The sequence below is a fragment of the Thalassospira sp. TSL5-1 genome (genome assembly GCF_001907695.1).
Lineage (GTDB): Bacteria > Pseudomonadota > Alphaproteobacteria > Rhodospirillales > Thalassospiraceae > Thalassospira.
In genome coordinates, this window is sequence record NZ_KV880637.1 from 805,791 (window position 1) to 820,871 (window position 15,081).

Genomic DNA, 15,081 nt, shown 5'->3' on the forward strand with positions numbered 1-15,081 from the left:
CCTGTGTCAGTTCACATGCGCCCTGACATCATCAACCACAGCAGTTATTTCAATTTGTGATCCCCCGTTTCTAGGGCGGGCTGTTCGCATAAGGCAAAATTTCGCCCAGGTGTCGCCGGGGCCAAAGCTGAAATAGGTTCTCTCCATTTCGCTGCCGGTATAGGGCGTGAAGCCCAGATCATCGCTTACAACGATCTGTTTTGGGTTTGGGCCCGGCAATGCCTGCCAGCTACCGGCGAAGGACCCGTCGCGGTCCCGCAAAGCAATGTAATGCGTTAGGCCGTCTTCAAAAGTTACCGGTTCTGAAAGTGTGAGCGTGCCAGTTACCGGGTCCCATTCTTCAATTTCGCCGCCTTGCCCCCATCGCGGCATGTTGTGCGTCACGGCCAGTAAATCGCCCCGGCTGGGAATCATACCGTCAAGTTCGGTTCGGAAAGTGACAATCACCCTCCGATAGCGATTGTCTGCCGCCATTGCTTCGGCTTCGCGAAGGGCGTGTGCGCGGCCCGTGATACCAAACAAACTAACCGTTGCAGGTTTGTCACCTGTCGAATCCGGTAGCTTTCCGATAACGGTTGCCGGTTTCCATGTTCGTTCGTTAAAGAATTCAGCCTTTACGGCATCCGCCGTATCATCGGACGGCATGACGTATTTCAGACTGAAGGACCCTTTAATGATGTTTCTTGGCCCAAACATCGCCACAGGCAGGTTTTGCGGGGTATCGCGAACAATCTGAAGAATGCCGCCTTGCAGAAAAGGCACAGCCCTGCCGCATCTTGCAGTGCGTGTTAACGCATCCCAAACGGTTGTCTTGCTGTCAAAAACACCGTCGAAATGATCCCCGCGGGCTTCAAGTTGCGCATCCAGTGCGGCGAGTTTTTCAAGAATCAACCGGCTGTCAGGCAATTGCGCACCGTAATCAGCCCTCGCAATATCGCACATGGCCCACACGATTGAACGTGTGGGCTGTTCATCACTCCATCCAGTGGTCGGCGACCAGACCGGCAGTTTCCGCGTCTGAATCACATTGATTTGTCGGCTGGTTCGTTGGCTAAGGTTGTTGGTCGCCTTCATGCGCACCATCAAAAGCGATACGTCATCAAAATGATCGGGGCCATCAACAAAGGCTTTCAATCCTGCCCACAAAATGCTGTTTCCGGCGCGGCTCGACAGATCCTTTGCATTGGTCCGCCGCAGCCGCACTTCATAACGCCCCGGTGACGGTAGGGCGTATTTATAGGAAATCCGCAATACGTCATTGGTCGCGGCCGTTTTGGTTTCCTGACCCAAAACAACCCAGTCGCCGTCCGGTTCGTCATCTTCGTTAATCGCGCGGCATTGCACATCCCATGTGACGGTGCGACTGGCAAAACTACCATTGTCATTGGCGAAATAAAGGCCACGATCGAACACCACATCAATACCGACCTGATTGGCAACGCTATCAACCGGGTTTAGCACAAACGGCCCGCACCACGCTTCGCTTTCAACCTCATTGGTACCAGGCAGTTCCTGACCCGAAACTTCATCGCGCGTAATGACATTGATATCAAACAGGGTGATGTTTTCGCCCGGTTCAACAATCTCGTGCGTGATTTCATCAAAATTGCTGATGTCGGTATCGGCGATTTTGATTTTTTCAACGTCATACCGGCCCAGGCCAAGGCAAAGCGGCATGTGAATATATTGATCATTTTCAACATATTCGGACCACGCTGTTGAAATGATCATGTCAGGAAAGCGTTTGTGCCGACCATATTGAGCCGGAATCACACTGCCAAGCCGCGCACTGTTTGCCTGTCCCTGTAGGCTATAGGTCGGGCTGGGCGCTTGATAGCTACCCGATGAATAAGAGGCGACAGAAGGCTTCGGCGGCGGAATGATGGCATTTACCAGCGCCGTTCCGGCTGCCGTAACAGCAAGGCCGACTGCCGCAGACACCGCCATGTAACCGGCTGTACCTTGCGCAAAACCAAGCGCACCGGCAGCAAGGCCGCCGGTGTAAACCGCAGCCACCATAATCGCGACGGTCAAAACGATTTGCAGCGGATTTGAACCGCCACCACCTCCGCCGCCACCATGTGGCAAAGCCCAGAATTGGCAGATATCGCCCGGTTTAATGACGGTCGTCGCCCACGCATCGCGCAAAACAGGCTGGTCATTATGAATGCAAACAGTCGGCACCGGGAATTCGGAAATCCCCTGATTGTCCAGCCATTGACGAATGGTAACAGGTCGGTCCAGGCAAAAAACTTCGCGCCCCTGCGATGGTTCAATAAAGTTGTGAACCCGCACAACGATACCGGTCTGCAAACCCTCATTTGTTTGCAATTGCATGTTTCTAACCCTTGAACTGGTAAATTCCGCTAATGCGGTATCCATGCACGGAAAGTTGATCGATCGGCTGAAAAACAACACCCAGTCGCTCAATACAATGCAGCACCCCGCCACCTGTCGCGGTTTCCACCCACATGCCGATATGGCCGGGGCGACGACCCTGCCGTAAAACCACACAGGCCCCCTCGCAAGGAGCTTGCAGTTTTTGCCAGCGGGACCCTGCAAGTTCATCGCGAATGGCCTGCATTTGACCGAGCGCGTTTTTCGGCACATCAATTTCAGGTAGAGGGCGACTAAATTGCTTTTCGCTGACATAACGAACAAGGGCCCAACAGTGAAAACTGTCGGGCCCTTCGCCTTCGGGATGATACGGCAGGCCGATATATTCCGCCGCCCAATGCAGTGTGTCGGTCATGTCACCAACCCCGGAAATATTTCGGGGTCGTATGTTTTTCCCGGAAAAGCCTTGTTCCCAACATCAAGCATCCGAATGCTGCCGCGCACCACCAGCGGGTCGGCATCAACATCGGCAAGTGTCAGGGTTAAGGGTGGGTCCCATTGCGGCCCCTGAATGTCATTGGAATTGTAGGGCCGGTAAGTCACTTCGATCTTGTTCTGACTGTTTGCGGCAAGTGCCAGCGCATCCGACATTTCGCGCCCGACATTATCAATCTGCAACCGCGCTTCAGGCACGGCAATCGTGTCGATATCCGGCAATTGCAACTCAAATGCCAGGGCAATAAAGGCCACCATCTGCCCACCATCAAGCGGCGCATCATCTTCTAGTCGCGCCACCAAACCCACCTGCTTGCGGTCTTCATATTCCATCGCGTCAAGTATGGGGGCCACATCCGGGTCCCCGGCAGCGAGCCACGTTTGATCATCCGGGTAGTTGCGCACCACGCGGATCGGGGCTTCAAAATCGGGGTGCCGAATTTCAAGGGTGTGGAGTGTCAAGATATCAGCCGGGGCCGAAGCATAGGCTTCGCGCAAAGCCGCGCTCATTTGTTCGTTTGGCATAATATTGATCTCTGATTTTTATTGCAAAACCTCTCGCACCCTTAGACTTGAGATACCAGCCCCACCCAATAACCGCCCACCATCGCGTCCATTAACCGTCGCGACATAAGGACCATGCGGACCTAACCGCAAAGATATTTCTATAGGCGACAATGATGACGTTGTGATAATGCACCTCAAATGGATATTAAACCCAGCCCCGCCTTGAGACACGAAATCCGCACCAGACGCGATTGCATTTGCGCTACTGTCTTGAAAGATGGCAGCAACTACCCAGTCGTTGTTATTTTGTGAGCCCCAGCAGCGAGCTTCTATCTCAATTTTTGATCCAATTGCTCGCGGTGTAATCGTTGTATTCAGGATTTCGGTGCCCTCAGAGATTTGCGGAACCGAATCATCCAAAATTATACGTTCAGCGCATGTGACAGCATCCCCGCGCTCTGACCAAACCTCTTGTGGCGTGGTCGCATCTAGCTGTCTTTTCGTGACCGGCTGCATCGGTGAAGCAGCATCGCCAGCAAGATCGATAGACGGAAACTTTGCGTCTGTATCAAGAATAGGAATTTGCCCTGCCCCGGTCCCGACGTTCTGCGCCGCTGCCGTTCCCAATTCGTCGAGTGTAAGGGTCGTTGTTACCCAAACCGCCGCACCAACGGCAGAATCTATGCACTTGAAGGCTTCCTTTGAACTGACATTCAACCAGTTCGATCCGGCAGCAAAACCCGCATTTGCATCGTCATTAACCCCAGGATCGCGGGTGGCATCGAACTTGTTGGTCGGCAGTTGCGATGCTGCGACTTTAGCCTTTTGGGCATAATGCCGTGCAGAATAGCCGGTGTGCCCGGCACTGTCGGTATAGCCACTGTCAGGGGCGCGATTGGCCCAGTTAAACGCATCATTGTTATTGGTCTGACTGATCGCGATCACATCATCGGCAGCATAAGCGGCTTCCAGATCATAAATAGCTTTTGCCAGCGATTTCACCGGGCCGCCTTCGGTATTGACGACGGTTTGCCAATTCGCATGAACGATCTGGTGCATAATGTCGCTATCGGTATTCAGTTTCGATACCGATGCTTCAAGCTGTTCCTGCAAGGTTGCCATTGTTTGTTAACTCCAGGTTGCCGGTCCCGGCATCGTCGTGTGAATGAGGGAATGAACATCGTTGATGGCTGCGATCAGCCCCGGCACATCTTCCTGCAAGGCAATATCAAGGGCTTCATCGCTAAGGATGGCGCGTTCGCGAACTTCAAGGGTTGAACTGACAATCCATGTCACGCCTTGACGGTAGTCAGGATTTCCAGCCTTGCCGCCGCGTAAGACCTCGACGGTATAGGACCCGCTGCCTTTACCAATAAACCGGGCTTCGTGATCCACCATGCCAAGCCCGCCAAGCAGGGTGATGTTGAAATAGGCTGCCCCTTCGCGTGCCTTGTGTTTCCACCATGATTCAAACAGGGCGAATTGCCACATGGTAAAACGCCAACGCACAGCAATGCGCGTTGGCGTCTGGGTGAATTGGGCGCGTTGTCGGGCAGCGCCGCTTTCCATTTCAGTGCGCAGAATTGAATCGGTCGGTTCAATGTTATAACCCTGAAATGTTGGCAGCGGTAACTGGTCCGGCCAGTCCACATTTGCCGTCATTATGCTACCTCCGTGCGCCTGCGGCAGGGTCAAGGCCATAGCGGTTTTCAATCACATCCGCCAAACCTTGACCGCGCGCGATGTTGTTTGACATCCGCCCTTCGATTTCTTCGACAAACACATCAATTGTTAGACCACCACTGCCGTCTTTGCGTGCCGAAGCCGATGCTTCGGCCACCCGCCCGGCATTGTTGTTGACATTCAGTTGAACGGTTAAGGGCTGGTCGCGGCCCGCTACCATTTGTGCAAGTGCTGTCAGGCTTTGCGCCGTGTTTTGCTGTTGGGCCTGTGTCAACACACGTTCATTATCAAGCGCGATAATCGGCCTTTCATTGTGCGCCAAGGCCACCGAACCACCACCATGCAGGCGTGGCGCGCCGTCAAACAGCGATAAATCAACCTGCCGCGATCGCGCGCGGCTGCCAATTTGCCCGCCATCGTGATAGATGCCTGCCGTGTAGCTGGTCCCAAATGTTGCGCCAGACCCCGCAGCCGTTGCGGTTGCGGTGCTGCCACCAAACAGGTTTGAAAACCAGCCACCCGCACTTTGCGCAAGCGGGCCGGTGATATTCTGCCGAATCATAAGCCTGCTAAAATCGGCAAGCATGCTTGTCACCATGTCAGACACGGCCTGACTGGCAGTTTTTGTATGTGTTGCAATCCCGACAAGGCTGTTTTCAAGCGCGCCAAAACCGCCTGTGACAAGGCGCTCGCTGTTTGCGGCAGCATCGGTTGCGCTCTTGGTATAATCAGCCAGCCCCCGAATAACGCCATCCGTCCATTCGCGGGAGGCTTCCAGCCGGTCGCGCTGATCTGCCTCATAATCACGGGTGATTTCGGCGCGGCGACGGTTTGCCGTTTCTTCGGTGATCATGCCCGCTTTTAAAAGCCGGTTGATTTCCTCAATGGCCTTTGCCCGCTTTTCTTCGGCAGTCATGACGCTTTTGGTCATGTCTGCCCCTTCGCGGCGGGCTTCGGTTGCGTCCTTTTCTGCCTGTTGCTGATCGCGCAGCTTCAGGACCAGATCGGCAATTTGCCGGGCTTCCCTGGTACCACCTTCGATCCCGGCACGCTGAAGTTGCTGGTACACCTCCCGCCCGTAGGCGGTGCGGTTAAGCTGGTCAAGCTGGAATTTCAGAGCGTCAGTAACAGCCTTGATCCTGTCAGCCTGTTTTTGATCACCACTGGTTCCAATCGATACCGCTGGTATTGGTGGCGATGCCGATTTGGTCGAATTTCGTTGTGCCAGTTCAGCCTGCAAGGACATCAACTGTTCTTGTGCGGCCTTCGCCTCCTTGCGCAGGAGGCGAACTTTTGTTTCGGCATTCAGAATATCGTTGTCCGCAAATCCAAAAGGGTTTTGGTTCGATTGCGCTTGCGCAAGTTCCGCTTCGGCAGCGCGCAGGGTTTCCATTTTTTGCTGAAAGGCGGCGTCCGCCTCATTGACGCGGTTAATCAGCCCGCGCATCGAAACCTTGTCAATTTCGCGAAAGGCATCCACCGTCTCGGAAACAAAGCGTGCCAGACCGGCAAATGTGGTTGCCAGCGTCGAGGCCACCGGTGCCAGGTCAACCAGCGCAGTATTAAGCTGAATGCTGATCATTTTTTGCAGGGAATCGAGCTTGTCCCGTGCTTCATCGGCACGTTCGATCATCGCTTCGTCAATGACATAACCCAGATCACGGGCCTGTTTCATCATGTCCGAAATAGCTTCATTGCCTGCATTGATCATGCGAACAAATTGTTCACCACCGGTACCACCGAAAATTTCATCAGCAACCCGCAGGCGTGCAGCCTCGCTTTCAAGCCCTTTGATGCGCGAAACCACTTCAAGAAACATCTTGCCAGTATCGCCAAGCTGCCCCTGCAACTGCTTTTGTGTAAAGCCCAGGCGCATGAAGGACTCTGCCGCCGGACCGGACCCGGTTCTGATCCATTCATCGGCGCGAAGGTTCAGTTCCTTCAAACCGTCCGTCAGTGCGCTTTGCGAAACCGAATATTGTTCAGCCGCATATTGCAGCGCCTGATAGGTTTCAACCGCAGTGCCCGCCTGTTCGGCTTCATCCTTGATCGCGCCAAGTTCGCGCGCTGCCTGGACCGACGCCCGCACAAGCGCGGTAAACGAAACGACGGCAACCGAAATACCCGCCGCAACAGCAACACCAGCGGGGCCAAGCGCGCGAAGGGCGGTACCGGCAATCCCCAGCTGGTCGGCCATGCCTTCAATGTTGTCTTGCAGTTCCTGTGAGACCTCGCTGACCGTAAGTAACCCTTTACTGGCAGGCTCCGATTGCTGTTCAATTTTTTCAAGGGCGGCCTTTCCGTCATCGCCAATGGTTGCTAGCCCGCGACGCACAGCTTCGCCGTCCTTTAAGGACAGCCGAACCGTAATGTCCTTATTCGTCATTTTGTTCGGTCCGATCTTTGTTTAGCGCGGTAATCAGTCCGGCTTCGGCCATTGGCAACAAATGCGAAATGGCGCGCTTGTCGTAATTCAGGTTTTCGGCAAGCTGCAAGGCGGCAACCAGATCGATTCCGGTCACGGTGCCAATTCCGCCAAACCTGATTTGCCCCTGCAATCGCAACATCAAATCCCAGGTTTGAAGTCCTTCGATCGACAGGGGCGCGTTTTTATCATAGGGGCATTCCCCATTGCCGCTATCAGCGGTTACTCCGCCGCAGGCGCAGGGGGCGTCGTCGGCGCGGCATCCGGCGCAATATTCGGGCCCGCCGCCGAAATGCCATTCGGTGCGAGCCCTGATCCGTTTCCCTCCGCAAGAACATCGTGATGCGGTTTGGTGTATTTGCGCAAAAATTCGTCGGCAATCGACGGGATACGCATCAGCATGGCAACGCTGGTTTCGTTGACCGGGCAGGGCGCGTTTTTGTCATCCAGCACGCCTTCCCACGTCATGATCGCAAGTGTTGCCAATGCCTGGGTGAACAGGAATTGCGACAAGCCGTTAATGGCGTCCGGGTCGTTCAGGTCCGGCAGTTCGCCAACCGTGCCCCCGGCGAGCGTGATTTCGGCATGATCCGAAATCAGCCGTTGCGCCAGCCGTGCGCCTTTGTGACGTGCCGCTTCATACAGGCTGGTATCAAGCGGGCGAACCTGCAACCGAACGTCATGGGGCAAATCAAGCCAGTAGGGTTCCTTTGGTAGTGACAGCCTGATCATGCGGTACTCCTTTTTCAATCCCGTCAGGCAATTAAGCAACCGGGGATCGAAGATGTCTAATAGAGCTTGAATGGAAAAAATGGACGGAACCTTGGGGGCTATTTTTTCAATAGAACCTTGTTCACAAACCTTTTTTCGCGCAACTAATACGCGGCAACGTCATTGATCAGGGTCACGGTCATGATCGCCGCATCGGCCCCCGCCGCCTGCCAGTCAAATTTTGCCGAAATGCCGCCCGGACCGGAAATTTCCCGTTTCGGCTTGGGTAAAAACACGCGCGGGATGGTGAAAATAATCGCGTAAGACGTGTCAGGGATCAGATAGCGATATTCCATTGTCAGCGGCGTTTCGCTGTTGATGGCATCTTCCAGCGTGGTATCGGTTGAAAACCGTACCGTGATCGAACCACTGACCGACGCGGTTGTTTCATCCGCTCCGTCGATTTTTCCGTCTTCCCGCAGGGTTTCAACCAGATCAAGATTGTTCGAGAATGACAGACTTCCCGCCGTGACGTTACCAAGGCGTGTGCCACCAACGCTGATTGATCCTTTGCCCTGGTTAAACCGCACAAGTGCGAATTCGTCGGGTGTGGCGTCTGCCGGGGTTTGGGTTTTCGGTTCTTCGCCCTGTGCCACCACCGAAACCGTGGCACGCGCGGCACCGGTGCGTGCCATGTCAAAGGCGATGGTATTGACTTTGACACCGGCAAATTTGTTGTAACGCGGTGTCGATAACTGGGTATGACCGATTTCAAGGGTCAGGCTGGGAACATCACCGCCCGCTGTAAAGGTATGGTCAAAGGTGCCATCCCCGTTATCAACCGTGTTTGGTGCGCCAAGTGCCGCTTTCAACCACACACCAAAGGCGCGCAAATCAATCGGTACAACAATGTCGCCGTCGGTCGATGACGCATCGTAAAACGGGTCAAGTGTGGCACGCCCCAAACCCAGCAAAGGATCTTCGCCAAGGGCGCGGGACTCGCTTAGACCGGAGCTTGCAAACAGCATTTTGCTATATACACCGCCGCCCGAACCATCGGGAATAACGCCGTAACTGGTTTCAAATGCCGCCAAAAGTTGGGTATCCGCCCCTGATGCGCGTGTTTTAGCCATAACAAAATCCTTTCTGCTTACCCCAGCGGGGTTGTCGTTGTGTATTCAAGAAGAACCGGCAACCGGATCGCCTTGATTGTTGCCGCCCCTTCAACCGCTTCTGTAATGATTTCAGGGGCTCCCAGTCGGGCCAGATCAACCGCGCCGCCAAGGGTGCAATCGGCATCAATCGCGATGTCGATCGCTTGCAAAATCACATCCATGTCGCGATCACGGGTGCGGGCATCAACATGCTGTTTTTGCACCATGATTTCTGCAACGTGCTGCCATTCATAGGTCAGGGGCGATAACAGCATTTCCGGTTCACCGGGGTCGCCATCCCGAAGCGACACAAGCCCGCCCGACGGAATTGTCTCTGTTTCCGGTTCGTTGCGTTCAGCACGAACGCCATCAATGGTTTCAAGCAGCGCCAAAAGGGCGTTTAATGCTTTCTCGCGGGTGCTATCTGGCATTTGTGCTGTTCCAGTGCTTAACGATCAGTGCGGGCAAACGCCATTGCCAGCGCGTGACCAGTGCGTCGATATTTGTGCGTTTGGAAACGCGCACCTGCGGCACGAGAATGAACATCGGTACCGCTCCATATTTCAGAATTTCCCGTGTGCGCTTTACCCGGCCAGACCCCAGCAATTGGCTGTTCACATAGGCCCGGTCCTGAACCCTGCCGGTCTTTGCGCTTTTGACCTGGGCACGACCAACCCGCGAAAACAGCAAAAGGTGCCCTTCGCGGGTTTTCTGCACAAACGTGTCATGAAGCTGGTTGATCTGGTAAAGAACCTTGCCGCCCCGTTTGCCGCCCTTGCGGTTGAAGTTGGTCGGGATCGTCAAATAACGCGCATTTCTTGCGCGAATGGTGGTGCCGGTATCCAGCGCCCAGATCGCCCCGCGCGTGCGCTCCCCACCTTTTGGGTACACAAAAGCAAAGGAATCCGCAGGGCCTTTTCGGCCCTGATACACCCGCACCTTCCATACTTTGGAAAGCTTGCCCAATCCGGCCAGTTGCGCATCGCGCTTCAGGTCTGCCTGCAAACCCTTGCCACCCTCGCGTAATCCAGCCCTGATCGCACGGCCTGCCGTGCGCCATTCATCGGCGATCTGCTTGCGCAAATCACCCTTGATCGCTGCGGATAATCGCATGTCGAATACCTGAAAGTTTCTCGCTAAAGTCGTGCGGAAAAGATGTGCATAATGGTTGCGCATACGCACGCATATTAGTATTCAAGGAGTTTTCATGAGTGAAAACAATGACTTTTCCGTTCGCCTAAGGCGCGTTTGTGATCAGGGGAACTGGTCGCAAGCGGCCCTTGCAGCCGAACTTGGCATCAGTCAAAGCACGATTTCTCGCGCTTTAAATAGCCGGAATAAAAGCAATCCACCCGACGTCTTGGTGGAATGGGTTCTTGTTCAGGAAGTTGAAGAACATCTTAAACGAGATGAGGGCGAGATTGTCCGTAATTATAGGAAAGGTTTCAAATTTTCGGCGTTGGGGTTGGTGCTTGGCCTCTTGATCGGAATCGCGATTGGAATGTCCGGTACCAGGACATTCATTTATTTTTTCACTGATGTTTCTTCTGACTACAACCCGTCGGAAAGTATTGTGAAAGCAACATTTGCCAAATTTGAACGTTATAAACACCACATGAGGGGAATGGACCCGGTTTATTTCAGTTGTGCCGATATTTACACAATCTCTAAATATCTCATGGTCGATAGCGAAAAACTGATAAATGATTACAAATTGCCCATAAAATACGGGCTCCCGTGCCAACATTTCTCCCCCGTCGTCGAGTACGATCCTGTTGACAATCTTAATGGCCCTCCACCGAAAATAGACTTCCAGTCTGGTCTAACGAGGGAACCCCTTGAACAGTGAGGATTTCCCCGTTGATCTCTAAGGTATCACCCGCCTTTAAGTTAGGGACATTGGCTTTTGGGATCAAAAACCGGTTGCGGCGCGATGACGTTTTCCGATCAAAGATCGACACGGTTTCATCCGGGCGTGACGGGATAACCGCGAGGGGAACACCGTCCCCGGTACCCCCTTCGCGGTAAATCGCGATCACGGCAAAACCGTCATCAGAATCGAAGAAACCGGCAATATCTTCGGCATCTTCAAACATTTTTATTCCTTTGGCTGGTCGGAACCTGCGTCGGACGATGCCTTTGCGCTGCCGCGCGTTGAGGGCTTGGCCTTTTTCATCGTGATCAGTTCCTTGGCCGTTTCGGCATCAAGCGAAACGGAACTGCCAGCGGAAAGCAGCTTGCCTGCCACAAAGGTATTGCGCAGGACGTCGATTTTAATTTTGTCAGCCATTGCCAGAATTCCTGTGTTAAATGCCGTGTCAAACGCGAAAGGACCGCCGAAGCAGTCCTTTTCGCGTCATAACATTTGGCTGGTTTGTTAAGCCGTAAGAGCGTCAAGCATCGCGGCAAAGCTCTCCGCGTGACGCACCGCAATATCAATATCCTGAAAGGCGCGAACAATTGTGCCCCCGCTATCGCCAGAACTGTACGGGTCCACCTGAAGATCAAGCACGCCCCATTCACCGATCAGAAGGTCAGACCAGTTGCCGAAAATGATACCGGAGCAAACGCTATCGGCACTGCCTTTGGTAAGATTACCCGGCACCTGGTTGCTTGCGCCCGCACGATAGCCGTTAACCATGCCAAAGCCGGGTTCGGTGCTGTCACCCCAAACGAACTGCCCTGTATTCGCGGCCTTTTCCGTGCTTTTCAGCTTGCCGCGCACCTTGGTGTTGGTCAGATAGGCAAGGCTGCCAACATCGGCATTATCCTGTGCAACTTCGGTTTCAAGGTCGATCATGTTTTGCCAGGTCGGTGCCGCACCGTTGGCACCACCAACGACAGCGCCGATACCAACCGTATTGATAATACCCGTTGGCTGGTTGCCGCTGCCCGAACCCGCAATCGACGCAAGGTCGATACCCAGGGCCAGAACCTTGTTCAGATCATCGCGAACAACGTTTTCAACGTCGGGGCTTGATTGCATCATCAAACGACGGGTGAAACTGGTTTTTGCCGAAATGGTTTTTGGCGTCAAAGGTACGGTGCCAAAAGCCTGATCCGACCCCGACGTCTTATCACCCTCACCCAGCCAATAGGCGGTTGCCCCCCCGTTCAGCTTCGGAATGTCAAGGTTCCCCACCAGACCAGACATCATTTGCGCGCCAAGCTGTGTCACCATCATGCGGTTGCGCAAGAGGTCAATGAATGACCCGGCCATATGCGTGGTACCAACCAGATTACCCCCGCTTGTCGGGGTGCCAGCGGTCAGCTCACGTTTGAGAACGTCATAGGGCACAAAGAAACCACGTGCCTCGCGGTTCAGCTTGTCGGCGATGGCTTCTGATGCTTCGCGTTCAAGCCCTGCCTTGCGCCAGTCGTTCTTGGCCGCTGCATTGATCGCCCGCAACAGGCTGTAATTGCGCTGATCATTTTCACCCATACCGATCTCGGTATCCGGTGTGCCGGCCCTTTGCAGTTTCTTTTCCTGTTCAGCCAGTACCATCTTGCGAAATTCGTCAACCGGCATGCCTTCGGATGCGGCCTTGGTGGCGGCATCAAGCATCCCGAACCGCTGGCCGATGGAATAGATTTCCGCAACGGAATCACGCCCCGCCTTTTCGGCCTGTGCGCGAATGGCGCTGGCATCGACTTCAGTTGCTTTCGGCTGGGCCGGGGCGGGGACGGTGGTATTGGGGTTTTCGGCAGGCATTGGCTTCTCCTTTATGCCTAAAATCGGAACATCATGTGCATCGTTTTCACCCTCCCGACCGACGCCCACGGTAGTATCGGCAGGAATGGAAACAATGCTTATTTCAAGCGGCTTCCACGACGTGACGCGATAGGTCGCCACATCGTTCTTTTCTTCAATCAGCCGCAATTCATGGATTTCATAGCCGACGGAAATCGACCGCCGGATATCGTCAAGCACGTCGCGAAAGATTTCTTCGGCCCGCGCGCTTTTCCCAAAGCGCACAACCGCCCGCCCCTTGCGGTCGGCCCCGATTTCGGCTTTCTCGATAACCCCGATCTGATCACGTATATTGTGATCCATCAAAAGCGCGGCCTGCCCGGTGTCCAGCCAGGACAAATCAACCTCGCCCTTGTCGTGACCAAGGATTTCTTTACCCCACCAACGCAGGTAGGGTTCTTCGGAAGAAAACGACAATTCGACCTTGCGGGTTTCCTCCGAATCTTCCATCCGCACCAGACGCGCGGTGCGGTGTTGTCGACCAATCCGAAGCTTCGGGTCGGCATCAATTTCCGCTGGCATTGTCGCCCTCCGTGTCAACTGTGTTGTCTGTTTGCTTCAGAGGATCGCCAAGCCGAACCCCCATTTCATCAGCCAGTTTTTGCTCGGCGGCCAACTCTTCAAATACATCGCGAACATCACGGCCCTGATCGGCGGCAACCCGCGTGCGGCTGGTCACGCCCAGATTGATATCGCGTTCTGCCGCCTTGCTGTCCTTGTCGGGATCAACCCATTTCCAGCGACGCGGGAACCAGAACGGTGCGTTAAATTTATCGAATTTTCGCACCGGCAACGGGATGATCCCGGTCAGAAGCGATTGTTCCAGAAAGTCAGGAAAAACCCGTCCCAAAAGGTTCTCAATCAACCACGCCTGCAAGATCATCCATTCGTCGCGTTCTTCCTGCACACCGCCGCGCATGGATGAAAAGTTGACCCCTTCAAGGTCATTAGCGAGCCCGTTATAGGAAACGCCAAGGCCGGATGATGCGCCCCGCAAAACCGACTTCATAAAATAGGGCATTTCGCCATTGGGATAGGCCGGGTCATATTCACGAAATTCATAACCAGCGGGCACAATGTCGAAATGGCCGGGAACCGCTTCGTCGATAAAGTTACCATCCTCGTCCTGTTCGTCTGTTCCGGGGGCAAATCCTGCCCCTTCCTCACGTTGCTGGTAAAACCCCATCTTCGACGCACCGGCGCGTGCGGCAACCAGTGCGGCTTCCTCGTACCCGCCAAGCATGCCAAGGCGACGCACTGCGGTATGCGCCCAAGGCAGACCGCGAACCTGGTCAACATCTTCAGGCACGAACAAATGAATGATTTCGGATGCCGGAACCCGTTCATGCCTGACAGCACGCCGGTCGCTTGGTTTGACCTTCAAATGATAGGCAACCGGCTTTAGCCATTTGTCGCGTTCGACCCCCATCAGAATGTCTGAACCGTTGGCAAGGCCAGTTGTTAACCGGTGGTCCAGCGCATCAGCCGGGATCAGTTGCAAGGCATAACCGAACTTGTTAGGGAACCCACGAACCTCACGCAATAGCACTTCACCATCGCGCGGCAGGTTCAAGGCAACGGCGCAAAGAACGTCGAACCAGCTATATTTGCCGCAGACGGTACAAACGCCTTTTTTACCCCAGTCAGACCATGCGTTTTCAATAACCTCGTTGGCAAAAATATCCAGTTTTCCGTTTGCGTCGCGACACCGGTTTTGAAGCTTGATACCGCTCGGACCGACAACATTGCGTCGAACCATGCGCAGGAACTGCTTGAAATAGTCGTTATTCATCGCCAACCGGCGCGAATTGGACCGGAGTTTTACAAGGTCGTTTTTCAGATTGTCATTCAATGGGCCGATCTCGCCCACCCAGTCCGACATCAAACGGTCGGCCCGCGCGCCAGAAAAGCTGCGACGCGATACACGGTGCAGGGTCGGCGTGCGTCGCACAGGTTCGGGGGCATCCCCGAACATGCGTTCGATGCCTTTGCCGACAAATTTGAAAGGATTGACCATG

At 54.4% G+C, this 15,081-nt stretch carries 16 protein-coding genes; 1 reads left to right on the forward strand and 15 read right to left on the reverse strand.

Annotated elements, in window-relative coordinates:
- Positions 1–6 precede the first annotated feature (6 nt).
- The 11 genes from LF95_RS03740 to LF95_RS03790 form a co-directional block, all read right to left on the reverse strand.
- On the reverse strand, positions 7–2,337 hold the full coding sequence (locus tag LF95_RS03740) for a host specificity factor TipJ family phage tail protein (protein WP_083607489.1): 2,331 nt from the start codon (positions 2,335–2,337) through the stop codon (positions 7–9).
- A 4-nt stretch (positions 2,338–2,341) separates the two neighbouring features.
- A complete protein-coding gene (locus tag LF95_RS03745; protein ID WP_073953744.1) occupies positions 2,342–2,752 on the reverse strand; it encodes an NlpC/P60 family protein in 411 nt (136 codons plus the stop codon).
- Positions 2,749–3,357: a DUF1833 family protein gene (locus LF95_RS03750; protein WP_073953745.1), complete on the reverse strand. Its 609-nt coding sequence runs from the start codon at positions 3,355–3,357 to the stop codon at positions 2,749–2,751. Before LF95_RS03750 ends, LF95_RS03745 begins: the two co-directional genes overlap by 4 nt.
- Positions 3,358–3,375: 18 nt before the next feature.
- On the reverse strand, positions 3,376–4,461 hold the full coding sequence (pgp3, locus tag LF95_RS03755; protein WP_073953746.1) for a virulence factor Pgp3: 1,086 nt from the start codon (positions 4,459–4,461) through the stop codon (positions 3,376–3,378).
- A gap of 6 nt (positions 4,462–4,467) precedes the next feature.
- Positions 4,468–5,001 (reverse strand): hypothetical protein, encoded by a 534-nt coding sequence (locus LF95_RS03760; RefSeq protein ID WP_073953747.1) that lies wholly within the window; start codon positions 4,999–5,001, stop codon positions 4,468–4,470.
- A gap of 4 nt (positions 5,002–5,005) precedes the next feature.
- Positions 5,006–7,408 carry a phage tail tape measure C-terminal domain-containing protein gene (locus LF95_RS03765; protein WP_073953748.1) on the reverse strand — a complete coding sequence of 801 codons (2,403 nt, stop codon included), beginning with the start codon at positions 7,406–7,408 and terminating at the stop codon, positions 5,006–5,008.
- On the reverse strand, positions 7,398–7,544 hold the full coding sequence (locus LF95_RS22905) for a DUF7697 family protein (protein ID WP_168173650.1): 147 nt from the start codon (positions 7,542–7,544) through the stop codon (positions 7,398–7,400). The genes LF95_RS03765 and LF95_RS22905 overlap by 11 nt, the downstream gene beginning before the upstream one ends.
- A gap of 125 nt (positions 7,545–7,669) precedes the next feature.
- Entirely contained in the window at positions 7,670–8,179 is a 510-nt protein-coding gene (locus LF95_RS03775; RefSeq protein ID WP_073953750.1) for a hypothetical protein, read from the reverse strand.
- A gap of 143 nt (positions 8,180–8,322) precedes the next feature.
- Positions 8,323–9,291 carry a phage tail tube protein gene (locus LF95_RS03780; protein WP_073953751.1) on the reverse strand — a complete coding sequence of 323 codons (969 nt, stop codon included), beginning with the start codon at positions 9,289–9,291 and terminating at the stop codon, positions 8,323–8,325.
- 17 nt (positions 9,292–9,308) lie between these two features.
- Positions 9,309–9,743, reverse strand: coding sequence for a hypothetical protein (locus tag LF95_RS03785; protein WP_073953752.1), 435 nt, complete (start codon positions 9,741–9,743; stop codon positions 9,309–9,311).
- The gene (locus LF95_RS03790; RefSeq protein ID WP_073953753.1) at positions 9,733–10,425 is read right to left on the reverse strand and encodes a DUF6441 family protein; all 693 of its coding nucleotides are present in this window, start codon (positions 10,423–10,425) and stop codon (positions 9,733–9,735) included. Before LF95_RS03790 ends, LF95_RS03785 begins: the two co-directional genes overlap by 11 nt.
- Positions 10,426–10,519: 94 nt before the next feature.
- Here LF95_RS03790 and LF95_RS03795 point away from each other — a divergent pair, with 94 nt between their 5' ends.
- Positions 10,520–11,161, forward strand: coding sequence for a helix-turn-helix domain-containing protein (locus LF95_RS03795; protein ID WP_073953754.1), 642 nt, complete (start codon positions 10,520–10,522; stop codon positions 11,159–11,161).
- Here LF95_RS03795 and LF95_RS22725 read toward each other — a convergent pair.
- From LF95_RS22725 to LF95_RS03810, 4 genes are all read right to left on the reverse strand, one after another.
- Positions 11,097–11,408: a head-tail joining protein gene (locus tag LF95_RS22725; RefSeq protein WP_143181927.1), complete on the reverse strand. Its 312-nt coding sequence runs from the start codon at positions 11,406–11,408 to the stop codon at positions 11,097–11,099. The two genes, LF95_RS03795 and LF95_RS22725, sit on opposite strands and share 65 nt — an antisense overlap.
- Positions 11,409–11,410: 2 nt before the next feature.
- Positions 11,411–11,602, reverse strand: coding sequence for a hypothetical protein (locus tag LF95_RS03800; protein WP_073953755.1), 192 nt, complete (start codon positions 11,600–11,602; stop codon positions 11,411–11,413).
- Positions 11,603–11,689: 87 nt separating this feature from the next.
- Positions 11,690–13,585: a phage major capsid protein gene (locus tag LF95_RS03805; protein WP_073953756.1), complete on the reverse strand. Its 1,896-nt coding sequence runs from the start codon at positions 13,583–13,585 to the stop codon at positions 11,690–11,692.
- On the reverse strand, positions 13,569–15,080 hold the full coding sequence (locus LF95_RS03810; RefSeq protein WP_083607490.1) for a phage portal protein: 1,512 nt from the start codon (positions 15,078–15,080) through the stop codon (positions 13,569–13,571). The genes LF95_RS03805 and LF95_RS03810 overlap by 17 nt, the downstream gene beginning before the upstream one ends.
- Position 15,081: the final 1 nt, after the last annotated feature.

Excerpts from the sequence above, each read along its gene's own strand:
- LF95_RS03810 (WP_083607490.1), bottom strand. The coding sequence starts at position 15,080 with ATGGTCAATCCTTTCAAATTTGTCGGCAAAGGCATCGAACGCATGTTC.
- LF95_RS03740 (WP_083607489.1), bottom strand. The coding sequence starts at position 2,337 with ATGCAATTGCAAACAAATGAGGGTTTGCAGACCGGTATCGTTGTGCGG.
- pgp3 (WP_073953746.1), bottom strand. The coding sequence starts at position 4,461 with ATGGCAACCTTGCAGGAACAGCTTGAAGCATCGGTATCGAAACTGAAT.
- LF95_RS03805 (WP_073953756.1), bottom strand. The coding sequence starts at position 13,585 with ATGCCAGCGGAAATTGATGCCGACCCGAAGCTTCGGATTGGTCGACAA.
- LF95_RS03760 (WP_073953747.1), bottom strand. The coding sequence starts at position 5,001 with ATGACGGCAAATGTGGACTGGCCGGACCAGTTACCGCTGCCAACATTT.
- LF95_RS03800 (WP_073953755.1), bottom strand. The coding sequence starts at position 11,602 with ATGGCTGACAAAATTAAAATCGACGTCCTGCGCAATACCTTTGTGGCA.
- LF95_RS03795 (WP_073953754.1), top strand. The coding sequence starts at position 10,520 with ATGAGTGAAAACAATGACTTTTCCGTTCGCCTAAGGCGCGTTTGTGAT.
- LF95_RS03785 (WP_073953752.1), bottom strand. The coding sequence starts at position 9,743 with ATGCCAGATAGCACCCGCGAGAAAGCATTAAACGCCCTTTTGGCGCTG.
- LF95_RS03775 (WP_073953750.1), bottom strand. The coding sequence starts at position 8,179 with ATGATCAGGCTGTCACTACCAAAGGAACCCTACTGGCTTGATTTGCCC.
- LF95_RS03790 (WP_073953753.1), bottom strand. The coding sequence starts at position 10,425 with ATGCGATTATCCGCAGCGATCAAGGGTGATTTGCGCAAGCAGATCGCC.
- LF95_RS22725 (WP_143181927.1), bottom strand. The coding sequence starts at position 11,408 with ATGTTTGAAGATGCCGAAGATATTGCCGGTTTCTTCGATTCTGATGAC.
- LF95_RS03750 (WP_073953745.1), bottom strand. The coding sequence starts at position 3,357 with ATGCCAAACGAACAAATGAGCGCGGCTTTGCGCGAAGCCTATGCTTCG.
- LF95_RS03765 (WP_073953748.1), bottom strand. The coding sequence starts at position 7,408 with ATGACGAATAAGGACATTACGGTTCGGCTGTCCTTAAAGGACGGCGAA.
- LF95_RS03745 (WP_073953744.1), bottom strand. The coding sequence starts at position 2,752 with ATGACCGACACACTGCATTGGGCGGCGGAATATATCGGCCTGCCGTAT.
- LF95_RS03780 (WP_073953751.1), bottom strand. The coding sequence starts at position 9,291 with ATGGCTAAAACACGCGCATCAGGGGCGGATACCCAACTTTTGGCGGCA.